Source organism: Dethiosulfovibrio peptidovorans DSM 11002 (assembly GCF_000172975.1).
Lineage (GTDB): Bacteria > Synergistota > Synergistia > Synergistales > Dethiosulfovibrionaceae > Dethiosulfovibrio > Dethiosulfovibrio peptidovorans.
The window spans coordinates 1,604,756-1,628,125 of record NZ_ABTR02000001.1 but is presented as its reverse complement, the minus strand read 5'-3'; the positions used below and the strand labels follow the sequence as shown (position 1 = coordinate 1,628,125).

25 protein-coding genes and 1 riboswitch are annotated in these 23,370 nt (G+C 54.2%); of the genes, 11 read left to right on the top strand and 14 right to left on the bottom strand.

All coding sequences use genetic code 11. The features are described from left to right. Nucleotides 1-83: 83 nt before the first annotated feature. Nucleotides 84-1,340 carry an HD-GYP domain-containing protein gene (locus DPEP_RS12845; protein WP_005661041.1) on the bottom strand — a complete coding sequence of 419 codons (1,257 nt, stop codon included), beginning with the start codon at nucleotides 1,338-1,340 and terminating at the stop codon, nucleotides 84-86. Next, the gene (locus DPEP_RS07745) at nucleotides 1,337-2,524 is read right to left on the bottom strand and encodes an HDOD domain-containing protein (RefSeq protein WP_005661040.1); all 1,188 of its coding nucleotides are present in this window, start codon (nucleotides 2,522-2,524) and stop codon (nucleotides 1,337-1,339) included. Before DPEP_RS07745 ends, DPEP_RS12845 begins: the two co-directional genes overlap by 4 nt. Before the next feature lie 366 nt (nucleotides 2,525-2,890). Then, nucleotides 2,891-2,997: riboswitch (TPP riboswitch) on the top strand. 66 nt (nucleotides 2,998-3,063) lie between these two features. Here DPEP_RS07745 and thiT point away from each other — a divergent pair. The 10 genes from thiT to hepT all read left to right on the top strand — a co-directional run bounded on the left by thiT (nucleotide 3,064) and on the right by hepT (nucleotide 9,310). Then, a complete protein-coding gene (gene thiT, locus DPEP_RS07740) occupies nucleotides 3,064-3,570 on the top strand; it encodes an energy-coupled thiamine transporter ThiT (RefSeq protein WP_005661038.1) in 507 nt (168 codons plus the stop codon). Continuing rightward, a complete protein-coding gene (locus DPEP_RS07735) occupies nucleotides 3,567-4,298 on the top strand; it encodes an ABC transporter ATP-binding protein (RefSeq protein WP_005661037.1) in 732 nt (243 codons plus the stop codon). The genes thiT and DPEP_RS07735 overlap by 4 nt, the downstream gene beginning before the upstream one ends. Beyond that, a complete protein-coding gene (locus DPEP_RS07730) occupies nucleotides 4,295-5,044 on the top strand; it encodes an ABC transporter permease (RefSeq protein WP_005661036.1) in 750 nt (249 codons plus the stop codon). The genes DPEP_RS07735 and DPEP_RS07730 overlap by 4 nt, the downstream gene beginning before the upstream one ends. A gap of 22 nt (nucleotides 5,045-5,066) precedes the next feature. Further along, nucleotides 5,067-6,002 carry an ABC transporter substrate-binding protein gene (locus DPEP_RS07725; protein WP_005661035.1) on the top strand — a complete coding sequence of 312 codons (936 nt, stop codon included), beginning with the start codon at nucleotides 5,067-5,069 and terminating at the stop codon, nucleotides 6,000-6,002. Nucleotides 6,003-6,020: 18 nt separating this feature from the next. Continuing rightward, nucleotides 6,021-6,527, top strand: coding sequence for an energy coupling factor transporter S component ThiW (gene thiW / locus DPEP_RS07720; protein WP_005661034.1), 507 nt, complete (start codon nucleotides 6,021-6,023; stop codon nucleotides 6,525-6,527). Between the two features lie 63 nt (nucleotides 6,528-6,590). Next, nucleotides 6,591-7,013, top strand: a complete 423-nt coding sequence (locus DPEP_RS12840) for a signal peptidase II (RefSeq protein WP_005661033.1) — start codon at nucleotides 6,591-6,593, stop codon at nucleotides 7,011-7,013. Next, nucleotides 7,010-7,402 (top strand): RidA family protein, encoded by a 393-nt coding sequence (locus tag DPEP_RS07710; RefSeq protein WP_005661032.1) that lies wholly within the window; start codon nucleotides 7,010-7,012, stop codon nucleotides 7,400-7,402. Before DPEP_RS12840 ends, DPEP_RS07710 begins: the two co-directional genes overlap by 4 nt. Continuing rightward, nucleotides 7,402-8,538 (top strand): threonine synthase, encoded by a 1,137-nt coding sequence (locus DPEP_RS07705; RefSeq protein ID WP_005661031.1) that lies wholly within the window; start codon nucleotides 7,402-7,404, stop codon nucleotides 8,536-8,538. Before DPEP_RS07710 ends, DPEP_RS07705 begins: the two co-directional genes overlap by 1 nt. Continuing rightward, complete coding sequence (mntA, locus tag DPEP_RS07700) at nucleotides 8,535-8,909, top strand: type VII toxin-antitoxin system MntA family adenylyltransferase antitoxin (RefSeq protein ID WP_005661030.1); 375 nt, start codon at nucleotides 8,535-8,537, stop codon at nucleotides 8,907-8,909. The genes DPEP_RS07705 and mntA overlap by 4 nt, the downstream gene beginning before the upstream one ends. Beyond that, the gene (gene hepT, locus DPEP_RS07695) at nucleotides 8,906-9,310 is read left to right on the top strand and encodes a type VII toxin-antitoxin system HepT family RNase toxin (RefSeq protein ID WP_005661029.1); all 405 of its coding nucleotides are present in this window, start codon (nucleotides 8,906-8,908) and stop codon (nucleotides 9,308-9,310) included. The genes mntA and hepT overlap by 4 nt, the downstream gene beginning before the upstream one ends. Here hepT and DPEP_RS07690 read toward each other — a convergent pair. The 4 genes from DPEP_RS07690 to DPEP_RS07675 are packed head-to-tail and all read right to left on the bottom strand — an operon-like array spanning nucleotide 9,305 to nucleotide 15,851. Further along, complete coding sequence (locus tag DPEP_RS07690) at nucleotides 9,305-10,486, bottom strand: DUF3322 domain-containing protein (protein ID WP_005661028.1); 1,182 nt, start codon at nucleotides 10,484-10,486, stop codon at nucleotides 9,305-9,307. The two genes, hepT and DPEP_RS07690, sit on opposite strands and share 6 nt — an antisense overlap. Next, nucleotides 10,458-13,826, bottom strand: coding sequence for an ATP-binding protein (locus DPEP_RS07685; RefSeq protein WP_005661027.1), 3,369 nt, complete (start codon nucleotides 13,824-13,826; stop codon nucleotides 10,458-10,460). Before DPEP_RS07685 ends, DPEP_RS07690 begins: the two co-directional genes overlap by 29 nt. Beyond that, nucleotides 13,819-14,403, bottom strand: a complete 585-nt coding sequence (locus DPEP_RS07680; RefSeq protein ID WP_005661026.1) for a DUF4194 domain-containing protein — start codon at nucleotides 14,401-14,403, stop codon at nucleotides 13,819-13,821. The genes DPEP_RS07685 and DPEP_RS07680 overlap by 8 nt, the downstream gene beginning before the upstream one ends. Continuing rightward, nucleotides 14,403-15,851 carry a DUF3375 domain-containing protein gene (locus DPEP_RS07675; RefSeq protein ID WP_040382501.1) on the bottom strand — a complete coding sequence of 483 codons (1,449 nt, stop codon included), beginning with the start codon at nucleotides 15,849-15,851 and terminating at the stop codon, nucleotides 14,403-14,405. Before DPEP_RS07675 ends, DPEP_RS07680 begins: the two co-directional genes overlap by 1 nt. 123 nt (nucleotides 15,852-15,974) lie before the next feature. Here DPEP_RS07675 and DPEP_RS07670 point away from each other — a divergent pair, with 123 nt between their 5' ends. Continuing rightward, nucleotides 15,975-16,979: a 2-hydroxyacid dehydrogenase gene (locus DPEP_RS07670; RefSeq protein ID WP_005661024.1), complete on the top strand. Its 1,005-nt coding sequence runs from the start codon at nucleotides 15,975-15,977 to the stop codon at nucleotides 16,977-16,979. 219 nt (nucleotides 16,980-17,198) lie between these two features. On the opposite strand, the gene DPEP_RS07665 is transcribed toward DPEP_RS07670, so the two are convergent. The 8 genes from DPEP_RS07665 to thiD form a co-directional block, all read right to left on the bottom strand. Then, nucleotides 17,199-17,978: a PhzF family phenazine biosynthesis protein gene (locus tag DPEP_RS07665; protein ID WP_005661023.1), complete on the bottom strand. Its 780-nt coding sequence runs from the start codon at nucleotides 17,976-17,978 to the stop codon at nucleotides 17,199-17,201. Nucleotides 17,979-18,007: 29 nt separating this feature from the next. Further along, complete coding sequence (locus tag DPEP_RS07660) at nucleotides 18,008-19,786, bottom strand: GmrSD restriction endonuclease domain-containing protein (RefSeq protein WP_338033404.1); 1,779 nt, start codon at nucleotides 19,784-19,786, stop codon at nucleotides 18,008-18,010. Beyond that, the gene (locus tag DPEP_RS13450) at nucleotides 19,783-20,151 is read right to left on the bottom strand and encodes a DUF262 domain-containing protein (protein ID WP_005661021.1); all 369 of its coding nucleotides are present in this window, start codon (nucleotides 20,149-20,151) and stop codon (nucleotides 19,783-19,785) included. Before DPEP_RS13450 ends, DPEP_RS07660 begins: the two co-directional genes overlap by 4 nt. 231 nt (nucleotides 20,152-20,382) lie before the next feature. Further along, nucleotides 20,383-20,892, bottom strand: coding sequence for an O-acetyl-ADP-ribose deacetylase (locus DPEP_RS07650; RefSeq protein WP_005661019.1), 510 nt, complete (start codon nucleotides 20,890-20,892; stop codon nucleotides 20,383-20,385). Beyond that, on the bottom strand, nucleotides 20,883-21,023 hold the full coding sequence (locus tag DPEP_RS13290; protein ID WP_156775097.1) for a hypothetical protein: 141 nt from the start codon (nucleotides 21,021-21,023) through the stop codon (nucleotides 20,883-20,885). The genes DPEP_RS07650 and DPEP_RS13290 overlap by 10 nt, the downstream gene beginning before the upstream one ends. Then, nucleotides 21,020-21,646, bottom strand: coding sequence for a thiamine phosphate synthase (thiE, locus tag DPEP_RS07645; protein WP_005661018.1), 627 nt, complete (start codon nucleotides 21,644-21,646; stop codon nucleotides 21,020-21,022). The genes DPEP_RS13290 and thiE overlap by 4 nt, the downstream gene beginning before the upstream one ends. Before the next feature lie 2 nt (nucleotides 21,647-21,648). After that, a complete protein-coding gene (thiM, locus tag DPEP_RS07640; RefSeq protein ID WP_005661016.1) occupies nucleotides 21,649-22,461 on the bottom strand; it encodes a hydroxyethylthiazole kinase in 813 nt (270 codons plus the stop codon). A 3-nt stretch (nucleotides 22,462-22,464) separates the two neighbouring features. Then, nucleotides 22,465-23,280, bottom strand: coding sequence for a bifunctional hydroxymethylpyrimidine kinase/phosphomethylpyrimidine kinase (gene thiD / locus DPEP_RS07635; protein ID WP_005661015.1), 816 nt, complete (start codon nucleotides 23,278-23,280; stop codon nucleotides 22,465-22,467). Between the last annotated feature and the right edge of the window lie 90 nt (nucleotides 23,281-23,370).

The window sequence follows — 23,370 nt, the reverse complement described above, 5'->3', positions numbered from 1 at the left end:
TAGAGACATAGCCACTCTTCTTCAATAAACGCCGAGGCGTCCCATTAATGGGACGCCTCGGCGTTTATTGAACTAAAGACTCTCTAAGAAAGATATCGCTCCATAAATGAGGGATCCTCAATGAGCTCTAAACAGGCATCCACGACCTTTGAATCGTAGCAGGACCCTCTGTTGAGCTTCAATTCCAGAACGGCCTCCTCTATGCCTAGGCCCGGCCTGTAGGGACGATGAGAGGATATCGCCTCCACAACGTCTGCGACGGCAAGACACCGGGCCCCCATGAATATCTCGTCTCCAGACAACCCCTTGGGATATCCCGAACCGTCCAATCTCTCGTGATGCTGCCTCACCATGTCGGCAACCGGCCAAGGGAAGACTATTGATCGAAGCATCTCGAAACCTGCCTCGGGATGGGTTTGAACCATCTTGAACTCAAGTTTGTTCAACTTGGCCGGTTTTGTAAGGATCTCCGCAGGAATGGCGATCTTGCCTATATCGTGGACCAACCCGGCTATCCGGACACCCTCGGCCTCGTCCTCCGACATTCCGACCATCCCGGCCAAAGTGGAGGCGACGGAGGCAACCCGTCTCTGATGTCCCGCCGTATAGGGATCTCTAGACTCTACTATCTTTCCCATGGCGTCGACGACACCGATCACCGTATCCCCTAAACGAGCGTTGGCATCAGCCAGTTCGGAGGTTCGAAGCTGAACCAAACGTTCCAGATCTTCCTTGTAGAGGGTAAGCTCTCTCTCCGACTTGGTCAGCTCCTCTACCTTTAATTCCAGATCTTCATTTAGACCTCTGACCATGGAGAAAAGCTCCAGATATTGAAGAACGCTGGCGGCGGAATTCAACACGACCGTAACGAAATAAAGATGGGAATCCAGAAGAGCCCCCCTGTCGGAGTTCATGATTCCCAAAAACATCCCCATGGTCCTGGTGGAAGTCGACATAGCGTGAAGCAAAACGGTACTATCTCCGTCGGATGCCTTCAGTAAAACCGGTTTATTGCGGTTAAGGGCCCAGGCGAAACTGCCATCCTTTAACAGTATCTCCCTCTCCGCCTCCAGCCTTCCTCCGTCTCCCTCGAACCGAGCCAAAGAAAAAGCCGCCTCGTCGTCCACCAGATAGAACCCGGCGGAAGAACACTCGAAAAGCCTCTTCACTCTACGCAAAGTCTCTCCCAGGACTACCTCTCTGGAAACGGTAGATCCCGACACAAAAGAAAAATCGTTGAGCCTCAAAACTATGTCGAGCACCTTATCGACGAAACGATGACGTTCCTTTAACGAGGCCAGTTGATACTCAAGATCGTCGGAAACGCCTCTATACCTCATCCTCCGATTCCCCCTAGAAAAACGTCCACTATCTCGGATCTCTGCCTGTCGAACTGCTTCAGCACAAAAACGAGCTCGTTGTAGGACAGTCCGAGAGACTCCACCACACCATCGTCGAGGACGGGTACGAAATAATCACCGGCGAAACCGGAACCGAAAGCACAGGCCATGGCCTCGGCAAGACGAAAGACCGTGCTCTCCGACTCGCAGCAGTCGTGAAAAAGCCGCGACTCGGTCACCGACCAGGCCAGCTCGGGAGGCAAGCACCATCTGGACAGGAGAACGGCAGTCACCTGAGGAGAGCTGTAACCGAAAACCTGCTTCTCCGCATCTACGGTCGTCCTGCCACCATAAGCGGAGGACAAAGCTCCGCAAAAAGCCCTAGGCATCCGTTCCATCATCACCATTCGCCCCAGGTTCATCAACATACCGCCGATGAAATAGCGGGAATCGTCTCCTCTGAACCGACGGCTGGCGAGCAGCCTGGCGAAGATGGCACAGCAAATCGAATGCTCCCAAAAATGGGCCATGTCCAAAATGGGATAGTCTATCCCCCTAAAATGAGTTATGGAGGCCACCTGTATGGCCAAAGACATGAGGTCGCCGCTGCCTACTATAGCGACCGCCTGTTCTATCGACGTTATTGTTCTCGGGAATCCGTAGAGAGGGCTGTTGACGAGACGAAGCAATTTTGCGGAAAGGGCGGAATCCTGCTCCACCACGTAGGCCACGTGGGATGCGGAACTCCGGGGAGATTCTATGACGTCTATTATCTGTCCCAGGACAGGAGAATAAGAAACCAAACCGGGCTCCTGAGAGATAAGGGACTCCAGAGACAAGATATCCGACTCCCCTTCCATATCTATAGGAGGCGAGTTTTTCGGACTGGAAATTACATTTCGTTCACCGGCCAGATCGACGAACCAGTTTCTCAAAACCCCGGGTGACATATAGCGAAAAGAATTCTCAAGACCTCCGCCCTCCACTGAACGAACGGAAGGCACCTCGCCCGGAGGAATATGGTCGTCGCAAACATCGGCCTCGACAACCCCCCAGGATCGGAGTATATCCAGACATCTATCGCTCACGATCGTCCCCTTGGCGAGGATGAATCGACCGTTAGGGGCAAAGAGATCTCTTTTCAGGATACGCCCTTCAAGGGCGTCTATACCGATAATCGCCATTGACACCCCTCCATGTGAAAAATCCTACTCCCCATGGAAAAGTTTACCACATAGGCGTTCTCTTCACTAGCTTGGGAGCCCTAGCTATAAAGTGACCGGAACCCCCCGAGACGAGGGCACTCGGACCCATCGCCCAGATTCATCCTTATCCCACACAAAAGAAACTTCGGACCGATAAGTCGAAAAGACCTTTGAACCGTCCATATACCAATTTCCACAGCTGTCTTTTTCCCACATGCAGGCCACCTCCAGGAAGTTATTGCATCCGAGTGCATTATACAATCGGTTGCATAAACTTGCAAGCATAAAAACACCTCCTGACGATGATCTCGAGTTGACATACGGACCTTACAGGTGTACAAGTTGTGTTGGAACTGGGGGAGTCGGTGTCCCGGCTGAGAGGAGGCGTTAAGCCTCGACCCCTGGAACCTGATCCGGATCATGCCGGCGCAGGGAAGTTGCTCCTTTTCCTATCACACCCCCTCTCAAAAGGCGGACCTTCCCTCCTCCGGCAACATAATCTAGAGGAGGACTCACCCATGAAAGGCAACACCCGAATACTCGTAGAAGGAGCCCTGGCGGCGTCTTTGGCCCTGGCTTTATCCTACGTGAAGCTCTTCCGAATGCCTCAAGGAGGCTCCATTACCCTCGAGAACGTTCCTCTGCTGATCTTCGCCCTGCGATACGGCGTCAAAGCCGGTTTCGGAGCCGGAGCTGTGGCCGGCCTTCTTCAGCTCATATTGGGAGGCTACGTAGCCCACCCAATACAGGCTCTGCTGGACTACCCAATCGCCTTCGGTGCCCTGGCTCTGGCCGGAGCGACTCCCAGACGACACTGGATCGGCATAACCGCCGGAACCTTGGCCAGACTGGCCTGCCACGTCGCCTCCGGAGTGGTCTTCTTCGCCAGCTACGCACCGGAAGGACAAAACCCTCTCCTATACTCACTGGTCTACAACGGCAGCTATATGGTTCCTAACCTCCTGATATCCATACTGCTCATAGAGGTCCTCTGGAAGAGGCTCCCATCTCCCGTCGGACGATGACTTTGCTCTCCGTCTCGAAACTGAGAAAAAGCTTCGAGGGACTGTTGGTGCTTTCCGATCTGGACCTCGAGGTAGAACCTGGAGAGTTCGTTTCCCTGATAGGGCCATCCGGCTGCGGCAAAAGCACCCTTTTCGACCTCCTGACCGGATCGGTGTCACCCGACGAGGGAGCGATCGCATGGAAGGGAGCTCCGGTCGAAGACCTGTCTTCTCTGGCGGCCTGGATGTCTCAATCGGACCTCCTGCTCCCCTGGCTGACCCTGAGAGAAAACGCCATGCTCCCGATCCGGCACCCCACGGGAAAAGACAAAAAAAGGGGAGACTCCCTGCTGATAAGACTCGGACTCCGAGGTTTCGAAAACTACCTTCCGGGGAAAGTATCGGGGGGAATGAGACAAAGATGCGCCTTGGCCAGGACCATACTCTTCGACAGAGAACTGATACTTTTAGACGAACCTCTGTCCGCTCTGGACGCCCTTACCAGACAGGGACTTCAGGGAATGCTGGTTACCCTACAGAAAGAGTTCGGCAAGACCATAGTCATGATTACCCACGACGTAGAGGAGGCATTGATCACCTCGGACAGACTGGTCACACTGTCTCAAGCGCCTATGAAGATTACCGGCAACTATAGTCTCCAAGGGTGTAAGCCCAGACACAGAGACGATCCCTACGTGGTGAAACTTCGAGGAGCCATCATGGACGTCCTACAGGGGAGGGCGTCATGAACCGATGGAGCTCCCTCCTGGCCGGGGCAGCCCTGGTTCTGCTATGGGAGGTGGGTTGCGTGATCTCCGAAGTGCCTAGCTACATACTTCCCCGTCCCAGCTCGGTCGTACTGACGGCGGTAGTTCAGGCTCCGATACTGGCTCGACACGGAGCGGTCACGGCATTGGAGATAATCCTGGGGTTGACCCTGGCATTGGCATTGGCAGTACCTCTTTCCACCGCCATGTTCGCCAAACCCTACCTTGAGAGAGCCCTGTCCCCCTTTCTGATCGCCTCCCAAGCCATACCTGTCTTCGCTCTGGCCCCGGTACTGGTGGTCTGGTTCGGCTACGGCATAACCAGCAAGGTGGTGATGGCCACGGTAATCATATTCTTTCCCGTCACGGTGAACCTGCTGGAGGGATTCAAGAGCTGCGACAGAAGATATCGTCAGATGTTCAGGCTCATGGGATACCCCTTCCGAGACACCATGGTAAAGCTCTACTGGCCCTGGGCCCTGCCCTACTTCTTCGCAGGGCTCAAGGTTGCCGTATCGGTCGCCACGATAGGAGCCGTGATAGGCGAATGGGTGGGAGCCCAGAGCGGGCTGGGCTATCTGATGATACAGTCCAACGCCAGGCTCAAAACCGACATGGTATTCGCGGCGATACTCTGGCTCTCAGTGATGGGACTGGCCCTCTGGTGGCTCGTGGGGAAACTGGCCGAAAGATACGCTCCGTGGAGCGACGGGGACGAAAAAATCTGAACTTAAAAAGGAGAAATAAGATATGAAAAAAACTCTGATATCGACGATTGCCTGCATAACGGTCATGACGGCGGTGCTTCAGGCCGGGGCGGCGGAGAAACTGACCTTGATGCTCGACTGGTTCCCCAACGTGGACCACCTGCCGATCTACGTGGCACGAGAGAAAGAATACTTCGAAAAAGCCGGGTTGGATGTGAAGATAATGAGCCCCTCCGACACCTCCGACTCCCTGAAGCTGGCCATGGCCCAGACGGTCGACCTGGCGGTAGGATACCAACCTCAGACCATCATGGCAGCAGCGGAAGGTCTGAATCCCAGGGTGGTAGGACGGCTGGTAGAACACCCTCTCACCACCCTGCTCTACATGAAGGACAAGGACATATCCTCTCCGAAAGACCTAGAGGGCAAGAAAATCGGCTACACCGTCCCGGGAATGATGGATCTCCTGATGGCCGCCTTCGCGAAGAGAAACGGCATAGAAAGCTACGAGGCGATCAACGTCGGCTTCACCATAATACCAGCACTGGTATCAGGGAAGGTGAGCGCCGTCATGGGCCCCTTCAAGACCTACGAGGTGGTGGAAATGGAACATCAGGGGATCGAGGCCGAGTACTTCGAGCTGGAAAAATACGGAATACCGGACTACGACGAGCTGATCTTCCTGGCATCCCCACAGACCGTTGAAAAACGCGAAAGAGCGATCACGGCCTTCTCCGATGCAGTTCAAAAAGGCATAGACTTCGCCAGGGCAAACCCGGAAGAGGCGCTGGAGCTATACTTCAAGGCCCTGCCCGAGGCCGACAGGAGGATGGAGACCGACGCTTTCGAGGCAACCCTGCCCTACTTCGCGAAAAACCAGGAAAACGACCGATCACGGTGGGAAACCTTCGCCGATTTCGCATTGGAGGCGGGGCTCATAGAAAAAGCGGTAGACATTTCGCCACTGCTGACCAGATAAAAAGGGGAGGACCTAAAAATGACCCACGAAAACACCTCGACCAGTTCAATCGCCCTAAGACGGCTCACCGTCGCTGGACTGCTCACCGCCACCGCACTGCTGCTTTCGGGAGTATCGGTACCCTTCGGCCCAACCAAATGTTTTCCCTTTCAGCACGCGGTAAACGCCATAGCCGGAGTTCTGCTGGGACCCTGGTGGGCTGCGGGGGCGGCTCTGGTGACCAGCATACTGCGAGTTGCCATGGGAACCGGAACCATCTTCGCCTTCCCTGGCAGCATACCAGGAGCTCTGGCGGTGGGACTGGCCTACCGATTCATCCGCAAAGACTGGTGCGCCCTGGCGGAACCCCTAGGCACCGGCCCGATAGGAGCGACCCTATCGGCACTGCTGATAGCTCCCGCCATGGGGAAATCGGTCGGAATGTGGGCTCTCCAGGGAGCGTTCCTGACAAGCGCCATTCCGGGGTGTATCATAGGATATGCCGTCATATTGGGCCTGAGGAAATCGGGCATAAGGATAGAATAACAAGTGAGGCGGCCTTTCGGCCGCCTCTTTTATTCCAAGACCATAATAGACAGGAGGACTTTCTTGAAACCGGCATCTTTAGCTTCTTTCGTTGCGATAGGAACCTACGGCTGCTCCGTCGCCGTACGCCGTATTGGCCTTCCGGCCGTCTGGAACAAAGGGGTCGCCTTCTCGTCGCTGGAGAACGGCTCGAAATGGGCCTCCATGGTCGGCTTCGCCGTTCTTCTGGCGGTCACGGCGATGGCAGACAAAAAACCAGCCCCCACGAGAAACGGACTGATCTTCCTATGGGGAGGTGCCATGGGGAACATGATAGACCGCTTGCTCTACGGAGCGGTCATGGACTATATACCGGTGCCGTTTTGGCCCGGAGGGCTCTATCTGAACGTTGCCGATCTGGCCCTGATCGGAGGCGCTCTGTCGATATTGTGGGGAACGTTTAAAATAAAAAACCAGGAAAAAACACAAAAGGAGGGGAAACCATGATCCGTCGCATAGAAAGCGAAAACGCACCGAAACCGGCGGGATGCTACTCCCAGGCAACAAGGGTGGGAAATTTCATCTTCACGGCGGGGCAGCTACCGGTGGACCCTACGACGGGAAAAGCCCTCAAGGGGGCATCTCCTGCGGAACAGACCAGGAGGATACTGAAGAACATAGCGGCGTTGTTGGAGGAAAACGGATCCTCGCTGGAAAAGGTCGCCAAAGCCACGGTCCTCATCAGGGACGTCACACTGTGGGACGAGGTGAACAAGGCATACTCCGAGTTCTTCACCGGCCCGGTTCCCCCGGCCAGAACCGTAGCAAGCGGAATAGACATCCACAACGGTCTGGATGTGGAGATAGACGTGATAGCCGAGGTCGGAGACAGCTGATGCTTAAATGCTTAAGGTGCGGGGCCTCCTGCGGGGACGATGAACCGATCTGGAGATGCCCCGATTGCGGAGGCCATCTTGACCACATAACGGAAAAACTCCTATCCATATCGCCGGAGGAGATAAAACGAGGCCCACTCTCCATGTGGAGATACAGCAAAACCATGCCGGTGAGATCGCCGGAAAAGGCCGTGACTATGGGAGAGGGTCTCACCCCCTTGATCCCGGTGGAACTGGACGGGGTCAAGCCCCTGGTCAAGATGGACTTCCTCTGCCCCACAGGCTCCTACAAGGACAGAGGAATATCGGTATTGGTAAGTCGACTCAGAGAACTGGGAATAACCTCCCTTATAGAGGACTCGTCGGGCAACGCAGGAGCAGCCATGGCCGCATACTGCACCGCAGGAGGACTGAACTGCTCGGTCTACGTGCCGGACTACACCTCGGCGGGAAAATGCGTTCAGATAGAGGCCTACGGCGCCGAGCTGATCAGGGTTCCCGGAACCAGAGAGGACACCACCGATGCCGCCATGGCGGCGGCACGAGAAACCTACTACGGCAGCCACAACTGGAGCCCATGGTTCGTAGAGGGCGTCAAGACCTTCGCCTACGAGATATGGGAACAGCTGGGCTGGACCGCCCCGGACCACCTGGTCCTGCCTCTGGGACAGGGAAGTCTCGTTCTGGGAGCCTACAGGGCACTTTCTGAACTCCGTGATATGGGACTGATAGACCATATACCTAAAATTCACGGCGTCCAATCGGCCAACTGCGCCCCTCTGGCCCGGGCCTACGAGTCTGGGCTGGACGTGCCGGAAAACATAACCAAGGCGGAGACAGTGGCGGAGGGCATCAGCTCGGCCACCCCTCTCAGAGGCGCCGAGGTCCTGGAGGCGGTAAAACGGTCGAGGGGATCCATAGTGGCTGTGGACGAGAAACCCATAGTTGAAGGAATCTTCGCCCTGGCCTCAAGGGGAATCTACGTGGAACCAACCAGCGCGGTGGTGGTTCCAGGGATCTCAAAACTGATGGAGTCCGGCGCTATATCAAAGGGAGAGACGACGGTGGTGTTTCTCAGCGGATCAGGTCTGAAGGCCACAGACAAGATCCTGGAGCTGAGGAGGAAGATAAAATGATAGACAAGGTAAGAACCTATCTAGACCATAGAGACGATGTTTTGCTCGCCTTTGTTTTCGGATCTTACGCATCAGGGAGAGCCAGGGAGGATAGCGATCTAGACGTGGCTGTATATATGAAATATCCGATCTGCGGTGCGGACAAATCGATCAAAGATAAATTGGAGAACTTAAGCGGAAAAATGGTCGATCTCGTCGTCTTGAACGATATCGACCCTATAATTTCCATGGAAGTGCTTCAAAATGGAATTCCGGTAAAGATGGACGACAAGACATATCGAGCTTTTTTCGCAAAAACCGTATCTATGTACGAGGATATAAAAATAATCCGCAAAGAGGCGGAGGAAAAGTTGGTGGGGTTTTTCTCGTGAAAGACGACGTTTTACTGGCTAAGGCCGCTACCATAAAACGATGTATCGACAGGATTCACCAAGTTACCGAGGGGGATATGGATCGGATCGATGAATGGGACGTCCAGGATATAGTGATATTAAACCTCCAAAGGGCCATACAGGCCGCCATAGATATGGCGGCCCACGTGGTGGCTATAAAGGGACTGGGGCTTCCCAGGGAGAGCAGGGAAAACTTTGTCATGATTCAGCAGTCTGAGGGGCTGGACCGGGATCTGTCAAAAAGGCTTCAGAGTATGGTTGGGTTCAGAAACATCGCTATTCACGATTATCAGAGGATGGACATCGATATCCTCAAGTCGGTGGTCTCCAACCATCTTGACGACCTCCTTAAGTGGGGCTCTTACTGTCTGAATCTATGAACCTAACCGCCGTAGCCCGTCGATAAGAAAGCCGAACCCTATGTGTTCTTGCTCTAGACGGATCCTATCTCCCCATTCGTTCTCCACTAATCGTCGATATAGAGCATTCTCTTCTTCCGTGAGACGAGGGAGGTCGCAGATCTCCGGTCGGGTCTCCAAACCCCAGAAGGCACGATGCCTCAAAAGGGTTTCCTGATCCATGAGGAAAGAGCTCGCTCTTGGGAAAACAGATCGAAACTGGTTTAAGATCGCAAATCCGTGGGTATCCAGATCTCCCCAGTAAAAAACCTGCCTGTTCCGGAGCCAAACTGCCGAGGATAAATTGTCGAAACCGTATCCGGCACCGAAAATCACCATACCGCCGGGGACCCTCGGAAAAGCCAAAAAGTTGACCTCGTTTTCCGTAATGAACACCTTAGAAACGTCTAGATCCAAACGGGCAAATGCTTCTTTCGTGAGGGTAACATCCTGATCCGGCCCGGCGTAGGGAAGAGACAACGCCGAATCAAGAACCCTGAAACGCACCATCCGAGGCTTCTCCCGAAAACCGTATCGGTGACAGAAACCGCTGGCACCTGTAGCCGTTTGGTCAATAACGCCCCTGGAAAGGACCAGATCGAAAAGCTCAGATAAGACGGAACGATGCCCCTCTATAAACTTACTGTGAACTCCCGGCAAATCCACCTGTCGAACGTAAATCGAGGGCCTGGGGTGGTCTATCATCCACTCCACTAAATCCAATAGAAGAGACCAATCTTTGTAAAGAGCCAAAGCCTGTAACGGTCTTCTGGCAATCCAAGATATAAGCTGAGGACATCGTTCTTCCGTGGAATCTACAAGACGGGAAAAATCGCGGAAAGCACGTTTCTTCCCTATCATGGACAATGCATCTTCCAAAGAATCCACCCATACACAAAAGGGAACTCTGTTTTCCCCGAGAATCCTGTGGTTGACGGTACGCCATTCCACCCTGTAATCCCCCTCCCCCTCGGATAAAAGGGATATCCAGCGACGGACGGAATCGAAGCTGCCACTGAGTTCACCGGAGGTAGGCTTTTTTAGAGGTAATCGCCTAGGGAAGAGAGACTCTCCCACGACGGTAGCCCCTAAGATGACACCTCTATCCCAGAGCCGCTGGACATAGGACCTAAGCTCTTCCGGAGTCGTCCAGGCCATCGTGATACTCCTGAATGGATAGGTTCCTCAAAACAGACCGCTTTCCATCCTCGCAGTGGACAAACCCGACGGCGGATACGAAAGGCTCTATCACGTGAATCTTCTGTAGCGGAGTCACCACGAGAAGCTGGAGATTCAGTTTTTTAAAAAGCTCGAGCCCGAACCGGGCAGACTCGTCAGACCCCCTTCCGAAAGCCTCGTCGATAACGACGAAACGGAAAGACTTGGACCGCACGGCCCCCCACTCCAGACCAAACTGATAGGCCAGACTGGCAGCCAAGACCGTGTAGGCCAGCTTCTCCTTTTGTCCCCCCGACTTTCCCCCCGAATCGGCGTAATGTTCGTATTCGCTATCGTCCTGTCGCCATCTTTCGCTGGCGGCGAAAACGAACCAATTACGGACATCCGTGACCTTGGAAGTCCACCTGCGATCCATATCGGAGTAGTTTTCCCTGCCTTGAAACCGCTCGATAATCCGCTTCACCTGAAGAAACTTGGACTCCGAATACTGAGATTCCTCCGATCCGGTGAGAGCCCCTTCGGTACAGGCCCTGAGCTCGCCTTGAAAATCTCGGATATCGGCATCCTGAGTCATCTGAGCCTCTAGACGTATATAACGACCTTGATCGTAATCGATCTGAAAAAGAGAGCCATTGATAAGATCGATCCTCTCCTTGATAGTCTCCCTCTGCATGCTCAGCTGAGACTGAAAGTTGGCTACCTCTCGAATGGTGTTTTCGTTCAACAACTCCTTAAAGCGCTCCTCGAAACGAGGTAAATCGTCGGATCTAAGGCTGTCCAGCATGGACGAAAAATCCCCTCCGGAACCAACGTCGGCGTCGACATCCTTGGTATCCAGGGGCCACTCTCTCCTGTATTCCGTCATGGCTTTAACTATTTTCTCCCTAAGCCGCGCGATCTTACCGTCCTCTCCGTCTATCTTGGCCTGAAGCCAGGCTCTCATCTCCTGTTCTCTCGCAATACAGGAATCCAACGTGATAGGTTTATTTCCTATCGCATCGTCTCTCATCCTCTCCAGAGAGGGAAAACGCCGAACCAAATCCTCGTCGGCCTGTTCCATAATCTGATGAACCGCCTCCAAAGACTCCCCCACCGAGGTGATTCTCTCCTCCGTTCTGGATTTTTTATCGTACTTGTCCTTCAACAGATCTTCGATTTTAGATATCTCCGCCTCAAGGGTCACCAGCTGGGAGGACAGAACCCGAAGCCTGTCCGACGAAGCCTCAAGAACCTTTCTCTCGTCCTCCAGCTTGGAGATGGACAGGCTAACAGAACGCCAGTCGATCTCCCTGAAATCCCGATACTCGAAAAGCCCCGACAGGGCCTGGAGCCGAACCTTCAGAACCTCCCGTCTATCGCTCAAGACCTTCATTTCAGCGGAAAACTCGGACATACGACGAGAACGGGCTCGCGCTTTATCCTCCAGGGCGGCGATCTTTTCCCGATTGCTCCAGCCTAGGACGTAGCGACTCCTGTCGTTCAAATCGAAACGGTCGTCTTTTTCGTGTCTACCTCCCGGGGTCTTTATCTGACCTGAACGGGTAATAGCCGAGATCTCCCGGCGAAACCGTTCCGACGAGGTACAACATATCAGGTTAAACCTTCGCGAGAACTCTCTCTCAAGCCAATCGTAAAAGGGAGAATCGGGCTTAACCTGAAGTTTATGCACCAGAGAATCGGGCTTGAGAGAGGTTACACCGGAACTGCCACCATCCCTGACGTGAAAATATACCAGACGGCCTTTCAAAGACGTCCTGTCGACGAACTCCTCCACCGAAGCATAATGCCGGTCGGGGACGAGAAGGGAGAGTCCGAAATTACGGAGGAGGCGCTCCGCCGCTCCTTCCCAGTCTCTCTGATCCTCCCGAACCTGAACAAGCTCCCCTACGAAGGGCATATCCTCCTCGGACAGAGAAAGAGCATCGCAGATAGTCTTCCTTATGGCTATCTGCCTCTCGTCTATATTGCTTCGGCGAGCCTTCAGACCATCTATCTCGGAAGTCAATCGACGGAACTCGTCCCTCTCCCGAGAAAGAGCCACTCCAAACTCGTTCAACTCGTTCTGTGTCTCCACATCGGTCCGATCGTATTCCTCTCTCAATTCGGACAGACCTTGCCTCTGCCTTACAAAAGCCTCCATATCTGTGGCAGGAGATTCCTCCAGGACCTCAATCAACTCCCTGTATCGAGACTCCCGGATCTTACGGCGCTCCATCTCCTCTCGATCCCTGGCTATTTCCTGACCTATCCTCTCCAGACGATCGCCACCGTTTTCGGCGATACTGCGACGAAGCTCGATCTCCTGCTTCTTCTGGAAACGTCGCCTCTCCTCCAGATCCACCACGGCGGCGCCATGCCTATTCAGCTCGCTTCGAAGTGTGGCAAGTCGCCTCTCCAATAAATCCACTTTCAGGCTGGCAAACCAGGGTTGCAAAGCCTCTCGACATTCCCTCAGCTCCCTGACGGAATCGGCAAGCTTGCCGTGACGTTTCCAATCGTCCACTAGAGGCTCCAGCTGGTCCAACTGGCGCTTCGCCTTCAAAACCGCCTCGTGAGCGCTGTTCAAACTCTCGAAATGGCCTATCAGTGCGTCTATCCGGGAAACCACGTCGAAAGGCTCTATCATATGGCTCCGGACAAAATCGGTCAGATTCCCCACCGACTTGAGAGACACTGTCTGATGAAACAGATCGAGGGCCTGGTCGTCCTTTATGCCGAAACGACGCTTGAACCAGCCTCCATAATTGGGAAAACTGTCGAAGGTGGTCACTCCTGCCCGGCGTAGACGCTTTTTAAGATCCGATATATCCTTTCCGAAACCGGAAAAATCACCGAGAATAGACAGATCTTCCTCACAGGCGACGTAAAGCCTGGCGGGTTGCGCCGAGGGATCCTTCGTCCAGAACACCTGAGCCAAGGTCACGGTCTTCTCGTAGCCGGAGTTACGAAAAACCCCTAGTATGACCGAATAGCTCTTATCGTCTCTGAGAGCCACAGGCTTGACGCTGCCCAGGCTTTCCTGCCTCTCCGACTTGAAATAACCACGGACGTAGGATCGAAGAGTGCGTTCTCGAGCGTCCCCTCCCGCAGCCTTGTTGTAGGCCACCCTATGGCTGGGAACCAACAATGTGGTCACCCCGTCAACCAGGGTCGACTTTCCCGACCCATTGCCTCCCGTAAGGAGGCAGTTTTTTCCGTCCAGCCGGAGCGTCCAGACCTTGCCGTCGAAGGTTCCCCAATTAAAGGCCTCGAAACGCTGAAGTCTGAACCCGGCAAGACTATCGTCGGCCATGAACTCCAGATTCAAAGGCTCACTCATCGTCTTCCACCAGCCTCTGACGATACTCGTCCAATCGTCGATCAAACTCGGAAAGCCACTGGGCGTCGACGAAAGCCTTGATAATCCGACGCACCTCTATCATCTCCTCCTCGCCCTTTAGTCGACGGATAAAACCCATATCGGCTATCCTGTTCAGCGTCGAGTCCATCTTGTCGATCAGACGGACATCGTCGCTTCCTTCGGGAAAGAAAATACGGACCATCTCCACCACGTCGTCCCGAGACAGTATAAGACGGACATCGCCGCCTCCAGCGTCGAACTCGGCCAACTTTTTCCTTAGCAACGCCAAAACCAGGCTTACTGGATAGGAAAGCTGTCGTCTCGCCACCAGCCTGGGACGATCTGCCCCCTCTTCCTCCTCGACAGAGCCCAAAAAAGCGTAGCCTTCCGACTCGTCCAGGTTCAGCTCCAGCCCGAGGACCTTTACATAATCTCGGACAAAACCCTGAAGCCTGAGAAGATCCTCCCAGATCTTGGGCTTCTCGTCTCGATAAACCACCCCCTTCAACAGGGGAATCACAACGCTGGAAAGAGACTCCGTTTCGGCACAGTTCATCATCTGCTCCTCGCAAGTATAATCCGAGGCATGATAGCGCTTCGGAAAGCTCCATCCTCGTTCCGCCAACACACCTTCTCCTTCTCTTCCTCGTCCACCACCACGTAGGGCCACAGGGAAGACAGATCGAGATAGGCCACCAGTTCGGTCAGCCCCTGACGAAGGGGATTGAGGGCGATAACCTCCCCCAGACTGATCTGCCCCCTAGTCTGAAGCTCTCTTCGAATATTTCGAGACAAAGCATCCCTGTCGATAATCACCTGGGAGTACAGTTCATCCATATCCAAATCGGAATGCCCTTCCTCCAGTATCACCTGATCTAAAAGAGGTTTAAACGGCGCCTTATAGAGCGGTTTCTCCATTGGAAGATCTACAGTAGGAGAGGTTTCGTCCATATAGGTAAAACCCCCCGAGGGGTGTTCGTCCCTTAACGCCACAGCGTGGCTCTCCACACTGTGCAATATATCCATGATACGGCGATTCTCCAACCAGGCCTGATCGTCAAGAAAACGCCGGAGCTGTTCCGAAAGCCTAGCCACCGTCCTCTGGGCATGCTCTCCCGCCTCGAGCCAATCGTAGTGAACCCTTCGCAACCTCGGTTCCGGCTCCATCTCAGCTATGGGATCCAGAGACAACACGTGATCCAGATAGGAGGTAAGCTCTTCTTGCCTGGACTGAGACATGAGAAAATCCCAGAAAGCCTGAAAGCTCCTCCCCTGGTCGGAGCTCGAGATGGCGTCCCTTTCTCCCATTATCTCCTCCAGTAAAGCCCCCTTCGAGCCATCCCAGAGGGCAATACGCTCTCTAACCCGTCTATCGAGGGATCGAAAATTATGTTCAACCTCTCGAAAATCTGACAAAAGAGCCCGGGCTATCTGGACGAACTGCTGGAACCGATCCTTCAAGGCAGTGTCGTCCAGAAGGGAAACCTCTCCGGAAAGAACACGACCTATCTCATCGTCTATCTCATCTCTGCGCTTTCTAAGCTCCGCCACCCTTATATCCGGATCAGCCTCTGTTCCCTCGCTCATCTGACGCAACAGCTCGAAAAGGGTTAAAAGTCGGGATTCGGTACCTACGAAAACCCTCTCGATCAAACTTTCAAGCCAGACCAAGGCCTTTTCAGTCGCAGGAGTCAGGTCGAAATGAGGCTCGTCGGTTCCGGAGGGATAGAACTTCCGCAACCACCCCTTATCGTTGTCGGACCAGTCGTTAAGATACCCCAAAGCCGTACCTGGGAAACGATCGGTTCCAGCGTTTTGTCGTAGTACAAAAAGATCGTCCTCCAGCATCTCCGCTAGATCGCTCTGAGAGATAACCCTAATATTGGGGGCTACGAACACCCTGTAGAGAAAGCTGGCGATCAAAGGAGCGTTCTGTGCCCGAAGCAAGCGCCAGGCCGGATGGTTTTGCCGAAGATACTCTAAAGTTCGGTAGTCAAGATCCATCAAGATCCCCTTCCAGAAGTTCCTGTATGTTAGACTATGGATGTAACTACACTCCAATTGCATAGTAACATAGAGCCTCCATCGAATACGATATCATGAACTACAGGATGAAAAGGAGCAGCCATGAAGATAGTTCTCACCGAAAACAACCACAAGCTACAGGAGCTCATCGACGAAGAGATAAAGCCCGAACTGGAAGGATGCGACTTCGTTTTCTGCCACTCCGAGGAGGAAATAAGAAAAAACCTGCCGGATGCGGAGGTTCTTTTGACCTCCAGCAGGGGGATATCAAGAGAAGATCTGGAAATTGCCGGCAAGTTGAGGCTCGTCCAGTTCGTAGGGGCGGGATACGACAGTGCGGATCTGGAGGCCTGCTCCGAATTTGACGTAAAGGTGGCCAACGTACCGTCCTGGAGGTCGGGAAACGCCGAAAGCGTGGCGGAAACGGCCATAATGCATATGCTGATACTGGCGAAGAGGACCCATCTATTCGAGGAGACATTCAGGGCCAGAAGGATATTCGCCCCCTTCAGCACCGCCCTCTGGAAAAAGAGAGTACTCGTCGTGGGACTCGGCGGCGTAGGACACGCCATCGTCGAAAGACTGACAGGCCTGGGAATGGAGGTCGTAGGAGCCAACAGGACCATACGTCCTCAATTCTCTCAATGGGGATTGAAGGAAGTATTTCCCCTCTCCCGGCTGGACGAAGCGGTCAGAGGATGCCGATTCGTCGTGCTGGCACTGCCGAGCAATCCCGAAACCGACGGCATAATAAACGAAAAGATCCTTCAGGCGATGGACCCCGACAGCTGGCTGATAAACGTTGCCCGGCCCAACCTGGTGGATCGAGAGGCATTCCTCAAGGCGCTGGACGAGAACCAGCTAGCCGGGGCAGGTCTGGACGTCATATGGGGAGAACCGGCCGACCCGGACGACCCACTGTTCAAGGACCCCAGGCTGTCCCTATCCCCCCACACAGGAGGGGTCACCGACGAATTCTACAAAGGGGCTATTGCGGGAATAAAGGAAAACCTCTCTCGACAGAGGGACGGCAGAGAGATACTGAACGTGGTCAACGAAACCTCAAAGAAAAGACGAGAGAAAAACGATGGGAACCTTTCTGGATAGGACACTGCCGATACTACCCACTTCGACTAGACCGTCATGACCAGGATAACGGATCTGGTAAAGCGGGAGGTCGTCTTCGCCCCTAAATTCACCGTGGTCGACCTGTTAAAGCCTGCACTGGAAGTATTGGACGTAAGCCAGAATTAGACCCCATACAGACGCTGGCCGTCGGCCATTCCTCGTAGGAAAGCCATGACGGCCGGCACCTGCCAAGTAAGATCACTCTTCCACGTGTATGACAGCTTCGGAATAGAGGACGGCCTTTCCGGCCAGTCTAACCCGTCGATCGACAAGCTTTCCGTAGAGAACGCCGCCCCGCCTTGATGCCTGATAGGCCACGAAATCCGTCTTTCCCGTAACCTTCGCCCAATAGGGAAGTATGTGACAGTGTCCCGAACCGCAGACAGGATCTTCCGGTACGTTCAGCTTCGGGGCGAAGGAACGGGACACGCAGTCGTAATCCGCTCCCACTGCCGTTACGTGCAGAAGCAGACCCTCCAGGTTCAGCAGCTTAGCCATGTCCGGAACAAGCTCCCTGACCGCAGCTTCGGAGTCCAAAACGCATAGCAGGTCTCTTCCCATATAGGCCTCTTTAGGCATAACTCCTATGGCGTCGGCCATCCGGTCCGTGACAGCCACGGGCTTAAGATCGTAGGCGGGAAAATCCATCTCGAAAAGGTCGCCCTTTCTCTCAACGGTCAGGGTGCCGCTTAAAGTCTCGAAATCGATGGTTGAAGATTCCGGTCGGACGTAGTGGGATACGACGTAGGCGGTTGCCAGGGTAGCGTGTCCACAAAGGTCTATCTCCCCTCCCGGGGTGAACCAACGAAGTTGAAAACCATCCCTATCCGGCACGGCGAAGGCCGTCTCGGATAGGTTGTTTTCCCGGGTGATGTTCATCATGAGCTCCTCCGACAACCACCGCTCCATAACGCACACGGCGGCGGGGTTTCCCCCGAAAACCCTGTCTGTAAAGGCATCTACTACGTACTGTCTCATCTTCTCGCCCCCTTCGAATCCAAAAACCTCTAAGCACCGTTACTCATCTGAATCTCAAAAGACTGCCTTATCAACCCCATGACGTAGGGGATCTCTTCCTTCGACGAAAGGGTCAATTCCACGTCACCGTTTCCCCATCGTCCGACATCGGTGATGTCTCTACAAACTCCCTTAACGTCAACCAAATCTCTGAACTTCATGTTTAAGGACAAACGAAGTCCTCTCTTCTGGGGAACTATATCCACGAAATTCGTATCGGCCTTGTAGGCGACGTAAAGCTTTAAAAAATGCTCCGTGACACAGGGGTCTATGGCCAGTATCTCGGTCCTTAAAGAATCGAAAAGCTCCTTTATCCCCGGGACATAATCCCCGCTTTCGACATAAAGATAGGGATGACCCTCTATCCCGTAACCGTTTCCATTTATAGACGATGTTTTTTCGTTGATCTCGGCAAATTCAGGAGGAACCTCCAGAGATGGCCAGACCTTCAAGGCCAATGAGCTTAAAGCCTCGCCGCGAGTTTTTATGGCGTCCTCGTTCCACCGCTCAACCTGGCCTAGGCCATCGTTAAGCTTAAGCGGGCTGGACCGGAAACCACCCTCCATATCCCTCTTCTCGCAAAAAGGCCTGTCGCTGTACTCCGAGTTATAGCCCGTCAAGGTGAGGTTCCCGATGGTATGCAGCCAGGTTCCATGAATCCTTTCCCAATCGGGCCCCAGATCGTCCTTCCATGAACCGGACAGGTCCTTGTTCTGAGGCATTATGTGTTCTATAGAGTACTCGTTCGGTCCGATTTTCTCCTTCCGCCTGTGATTTTCCAACTTTCTAAGACAGTAGCTACGGGTACGAACCTTGCTGTACAGATCGACGGAAAGCAGATTTTTACCGAACTCTTCGTCATCGGGAAATCTTTTATAGGAAGAAAACGTGCAAAATCGGACAGCCAAGGAATCCATCAGATTCTCTCCGTTGAAATCTCTCACATGTAGGGCAAAATCGGCAAAGGTCTTGTTGAGGGAGTTCGTCGGGATAGAACAAATCACCCTTCGGAAGACGTAGGACTCTACCATGCGAACTATAGAGAGGAACTCCTCTTTTTCAAGTAAATCATTATCGTAGCGATCATAAAGCCCCAACAAAAAGGGATATGCAACGTCCACCTTCAAGCTTCTAAGATCGTAAAAGGCCTCTTTCAAGCTCGGATCAGGCTCCAACCCCAACGCCATTGCGCAGAAATAACGAGAATAACGCCTTATGTCCGACAGCAAAGAGTCTATCCCAGCTTCTACCGTTTTCGTGTTTCTGGAGTATTTTTTAAATGCCTCGTATACCGCGTTTTTATTGGGAATCTCTCCAGCGATCAATGTCAAATAGTGACGCATAAAATCATCGAAAGATTGAGAATAAGCCTCCTGTCCGAAGGAAAGCTCCATAGGACGCCAATATTTCCTGTAAAGCTCCGTCTGAATTCCATTATCCAAGCCCATAAGGACGAAATTCCTTATCAGATCGGCCTGACTCAGCTCTTTTCCGGTAGAGTTCATGCTCTCGAATATAAGCTGAGGGTTATCGTAGTTTCTATCCAGCTCTACATCCACAACCATAAGCTTGGACAGTCCTTTGCAGAGAGGCACTACAACATCGGGATTCCCAAAAATCCGGTCACTGAAAAACTTGAAATTATCCGCAACACGCACCGAATGATTTTCAGGCAGAGCGTCCTCGGAAACGATGGACATCAGAGATTCCTTGTCCGTCTGGGTAAGGATCAGCTTGTACCGTTTTTCGCCCTCCTCCTCCCTGTTCAGAAGGTAATAATAGAGCAGTTTATTGGGGGAAAACCCTCCACTGGCTCGGCCTGATCGTCCGGAAGGGACTTAAGGAATCCCACTAAAGCGGCGATCAAGAGGGTCAAGGTCGTCAGCCGCTGCTGGCCGTCTATCACCATCCGCGGCGAGGGAGCCGTCACCGTTCCTCCACGACCCGGGGCTATATACACTATCGAACCCATGAAATGGGACGGAACGTCGTCTTTTGCCCCGGCGTTGACGACGTCGTCCCAGAGCTGCAAACATTCCTTCGTCGTCCAGGAGTAGGTCCTCTGATATATGGGAATGGAAAACTGCGAGGCATTCTTTATGAGTTGCAGAATGCTGGCTTCATTGGCTCTCATGACAACCTCCCGATATCTTTTTTGTCTCTCAATATATCACACCCTTCAGCCAAATAAAATCAATACCGAGAGCTCCCTTAAGGATATCGACCTCAAAAGAGTCAGCTATCCGGAAATTCCGGACAACTGACTTTTACGTCTAATCTCTATGTGATCTCAATTCGGATATACCATCGAAAAAATCCAACCATTTTGAGAAGATCCGAGACAAACGATATCTCGACAACCCGGTTACCCCAACAGCCTCCGATACTCCTCCGCCACCTCATCCCCAAAGGCCACCAGATACACCTTCTCCAGGTTCTCATCGGTCTCCAGGAATGCCCTAATCGTCTCAATCGCCACGGTGCAGGCCTCTTTTATGGGGTAGCCGTAGACACCACAGCTTATGGCGGGGAAGGCCACGGTCTTGCAGTCGTGGTCTCTCGCAAGCTCCAGGCTCCTTCTGTAGCAGGAGGCCAGCAGCTCCGCCTCGCCGGAATTCCCCCCCTGCCACACCGGGCCGGGGGTGTGTATGACATATCTAGCAGGGAGCCCGTAGCCCATGGTTATCTTGGCATCCCCGGTGGCGCAGCCTCCCAAAGGTCGACAGGCCTTGAGCAGCTCCGGTCCGGCCGCCCTGTGGATGGCCCCGTCCACCCCGCCTCCGCCCAGAAGCGACGTATTGGCGGCGTTCACTACGGCGTCAACGTCCATTTCGGTTATGTCGCCCCTCACCAGGGCGATACGATCTAAAACCATCTATCTCGCTCTCCCTTCCGTCTCAATTCGCCGTCAAAAGTCGTCTGTCCGAACACCCCTACTCCGTAGCCTCCCGCCTTTTTCACCATGTACATGGCATGATCGGCGTTTTTTGCAATTCTCTCTGTCACGGTTTTATCATCAGTTTCAGAAGCTCCACCGCCGATGCAGTAGGGTCGGGGGTTCCAACAACGGCGGATACCACCGCTACGCCAGACGCCCCGGTCGCCATTACCTCCCGCACCGAGGAGGAGCCTATTCCGCCTATCGCCACCACCGGCAAAGAGGTAAACTCCACCACGGCTTTCAGCCCCTCTACACCTATGACAGAGGCGTCGTCCTTGGTTCCGGTCGGATAGACCGCCCCCACTCCAAGATAGTCCGCCCCTTCCTCCAGGGCTACGCGAGCCTGTTCGACGGTCCTGGCAGATCGGCCGAGAAGAAAGGGTCTCGGGGCCAGTTTTCTGGCGGCGGCCAAAGGCAGATCGGACTGCCCCAGGTGGCATCCGTCCGCCCCGGCCGCCAAGGCCACGTCCAAGCGGTCGTTCACGAAGAGTTTGGCCCCTTTTTTCCGGCACATCTCGGTCATCCGGGAGGCCAGATCGGTCAGTTCCCGAGCGCTCAGCTCCTTGTCTCTAAGCTGTATGGCTGTGGCTCCCCCTTCTAGAGCTGCGGCGGTCTGCTCCAATATGGAACGAGGGGCTCCCTGCCGCCTGTCGGGAATCACGTAAAGAGTGAGGATTTTAGGATCCATGGCTAACCGGCAATCCTGTCCTGAAGCCTGAGCCGTCCCTCTATCTCGCCGAGGCCGGTCCTGGACATTCCGTATAGCTGATCTATTATGGAGGTTTTGAAGCTTCCCGGACCGGGTTCCATGGCCCTCTCGGAGGCGACTCCCATGGCGATCAGTCCGGCTATGGCGGCAGCCAAGGCGTCTCCGCTGGCTCCGAGTATTGCCGCCAAAAGAGAGCCGACGGCGCAGCCGCCTGCGGTGATCTTTTCCATCATATCACTGCCTCCGTGGACCTCCAGAACCTTGTTCCCATCGCTGACGTAGTCCACCTTTCCCGTGGCTGCCACGACCGTGCCGTATTTTCTAGCCAGTCGGAACACGGCGTTGTCGGAACGGCACATTCCGGTGGCGTCCACTCCTCTGAGTCCACCGTGACATCCGGCCATCAGGGCTATCTCCGCCGAGTTTCCCTTGACTATGGCCACCGGATAACGCTGGAGGATCTCGTCCACCAGGGCTATCCTTCTGGCGGTGGCTCCGTAGCCCACCGGATCGAGAACGACCGGAGTTCCGGTGTCGGCGGCGGTTTTCATGGCTGTTCGAATCGTCTCCATCGACTGGGCAGTGGGGGTTCCTATGTTCACCAGGACCACGTCGGCGGCCTGTACCATCTCGCTGGCCTCCTCCTCGGAGGGGGCCATTATGGGAGATGCCCCTATAGCCAGGCACAGATCGGCTTGGTAGGGAGCGGCCACGAAGTTCGTGACGTGGTAAACCAGGGGCTTTCTCTGGGCTACCTTGCTCCAGCAATGGTTCAGTCTTTCCGGTACGTTCATGCTCTACTCTCCTTTCTTAACCCAATCGGGGGTCACGGCGTGACCGGTGGGGCCGTATCCCTTGCCTGGCTTGAAGCCCCTCTCCAGGGCCATCATGAGATAGGCCCGACCTCTTTCCACCGCCAGGTCCAGCTCGCATCCGGCGGCAAGTTCGGAGGCTATGGCTGCGCTGAGGGTACAGCCGGTGCCGTGGTTGTTTTCCGTGTCTATCCTGGGAGACTCGAACTTGATCGGTTTACCCGAGCTCCACAGTACGTCGACCACCTTCTCGCCCTCCAGATGCCCTCCCTTTACCAACACGGCCTGAGGTCCCATTCCTGCTATGGCGGAGGCCGCTGCGATCATGCCCTCCACGTCGGATACCTCCAGCCCGCTTAGTCTCTCCGCCTCCGGGACGTTGGGCGTCACCAAGGTAGCCAGAGGCAACAGTTCCTCCTTTATGGCCGATACAGCGTCGTCCTGGATGAGAGAGTCGCCGCTCTGGGCTATCATCACCGGGTCCACCACCAGCTTATGGACGGAGAAATCCCTTACCGCCCGACAGACCACTCCTATGGCGTCAGTTTTTCCCAACATGCCGGTCTTGACCGCCCCTATGGAGAAGTCGGACAAGACCGATTTCATCTGCTCGTATATAATTTCAGGCGGTATATCGTGTATGGCCTGAACTCCCAGGCTGTTTTGAGCCGTAACGGCGGTCAAGGCGGAGGTTCCGAAGACCCTCAGGGCCGCAAAGGTCTTGAGGTCCGCCTGTATCCCAGCTCCACCTCCCGAATCGCTGCCCGCCACGGTCATGGCGAGCCCTCTGTAAATGGACAATAAATACACCTCCTGAAGTATCGCTACCATAGACAAGATAACCCTTTCTACCCCATTTTTCCAGACCTTTGCTGTATTATGTAAGATCGA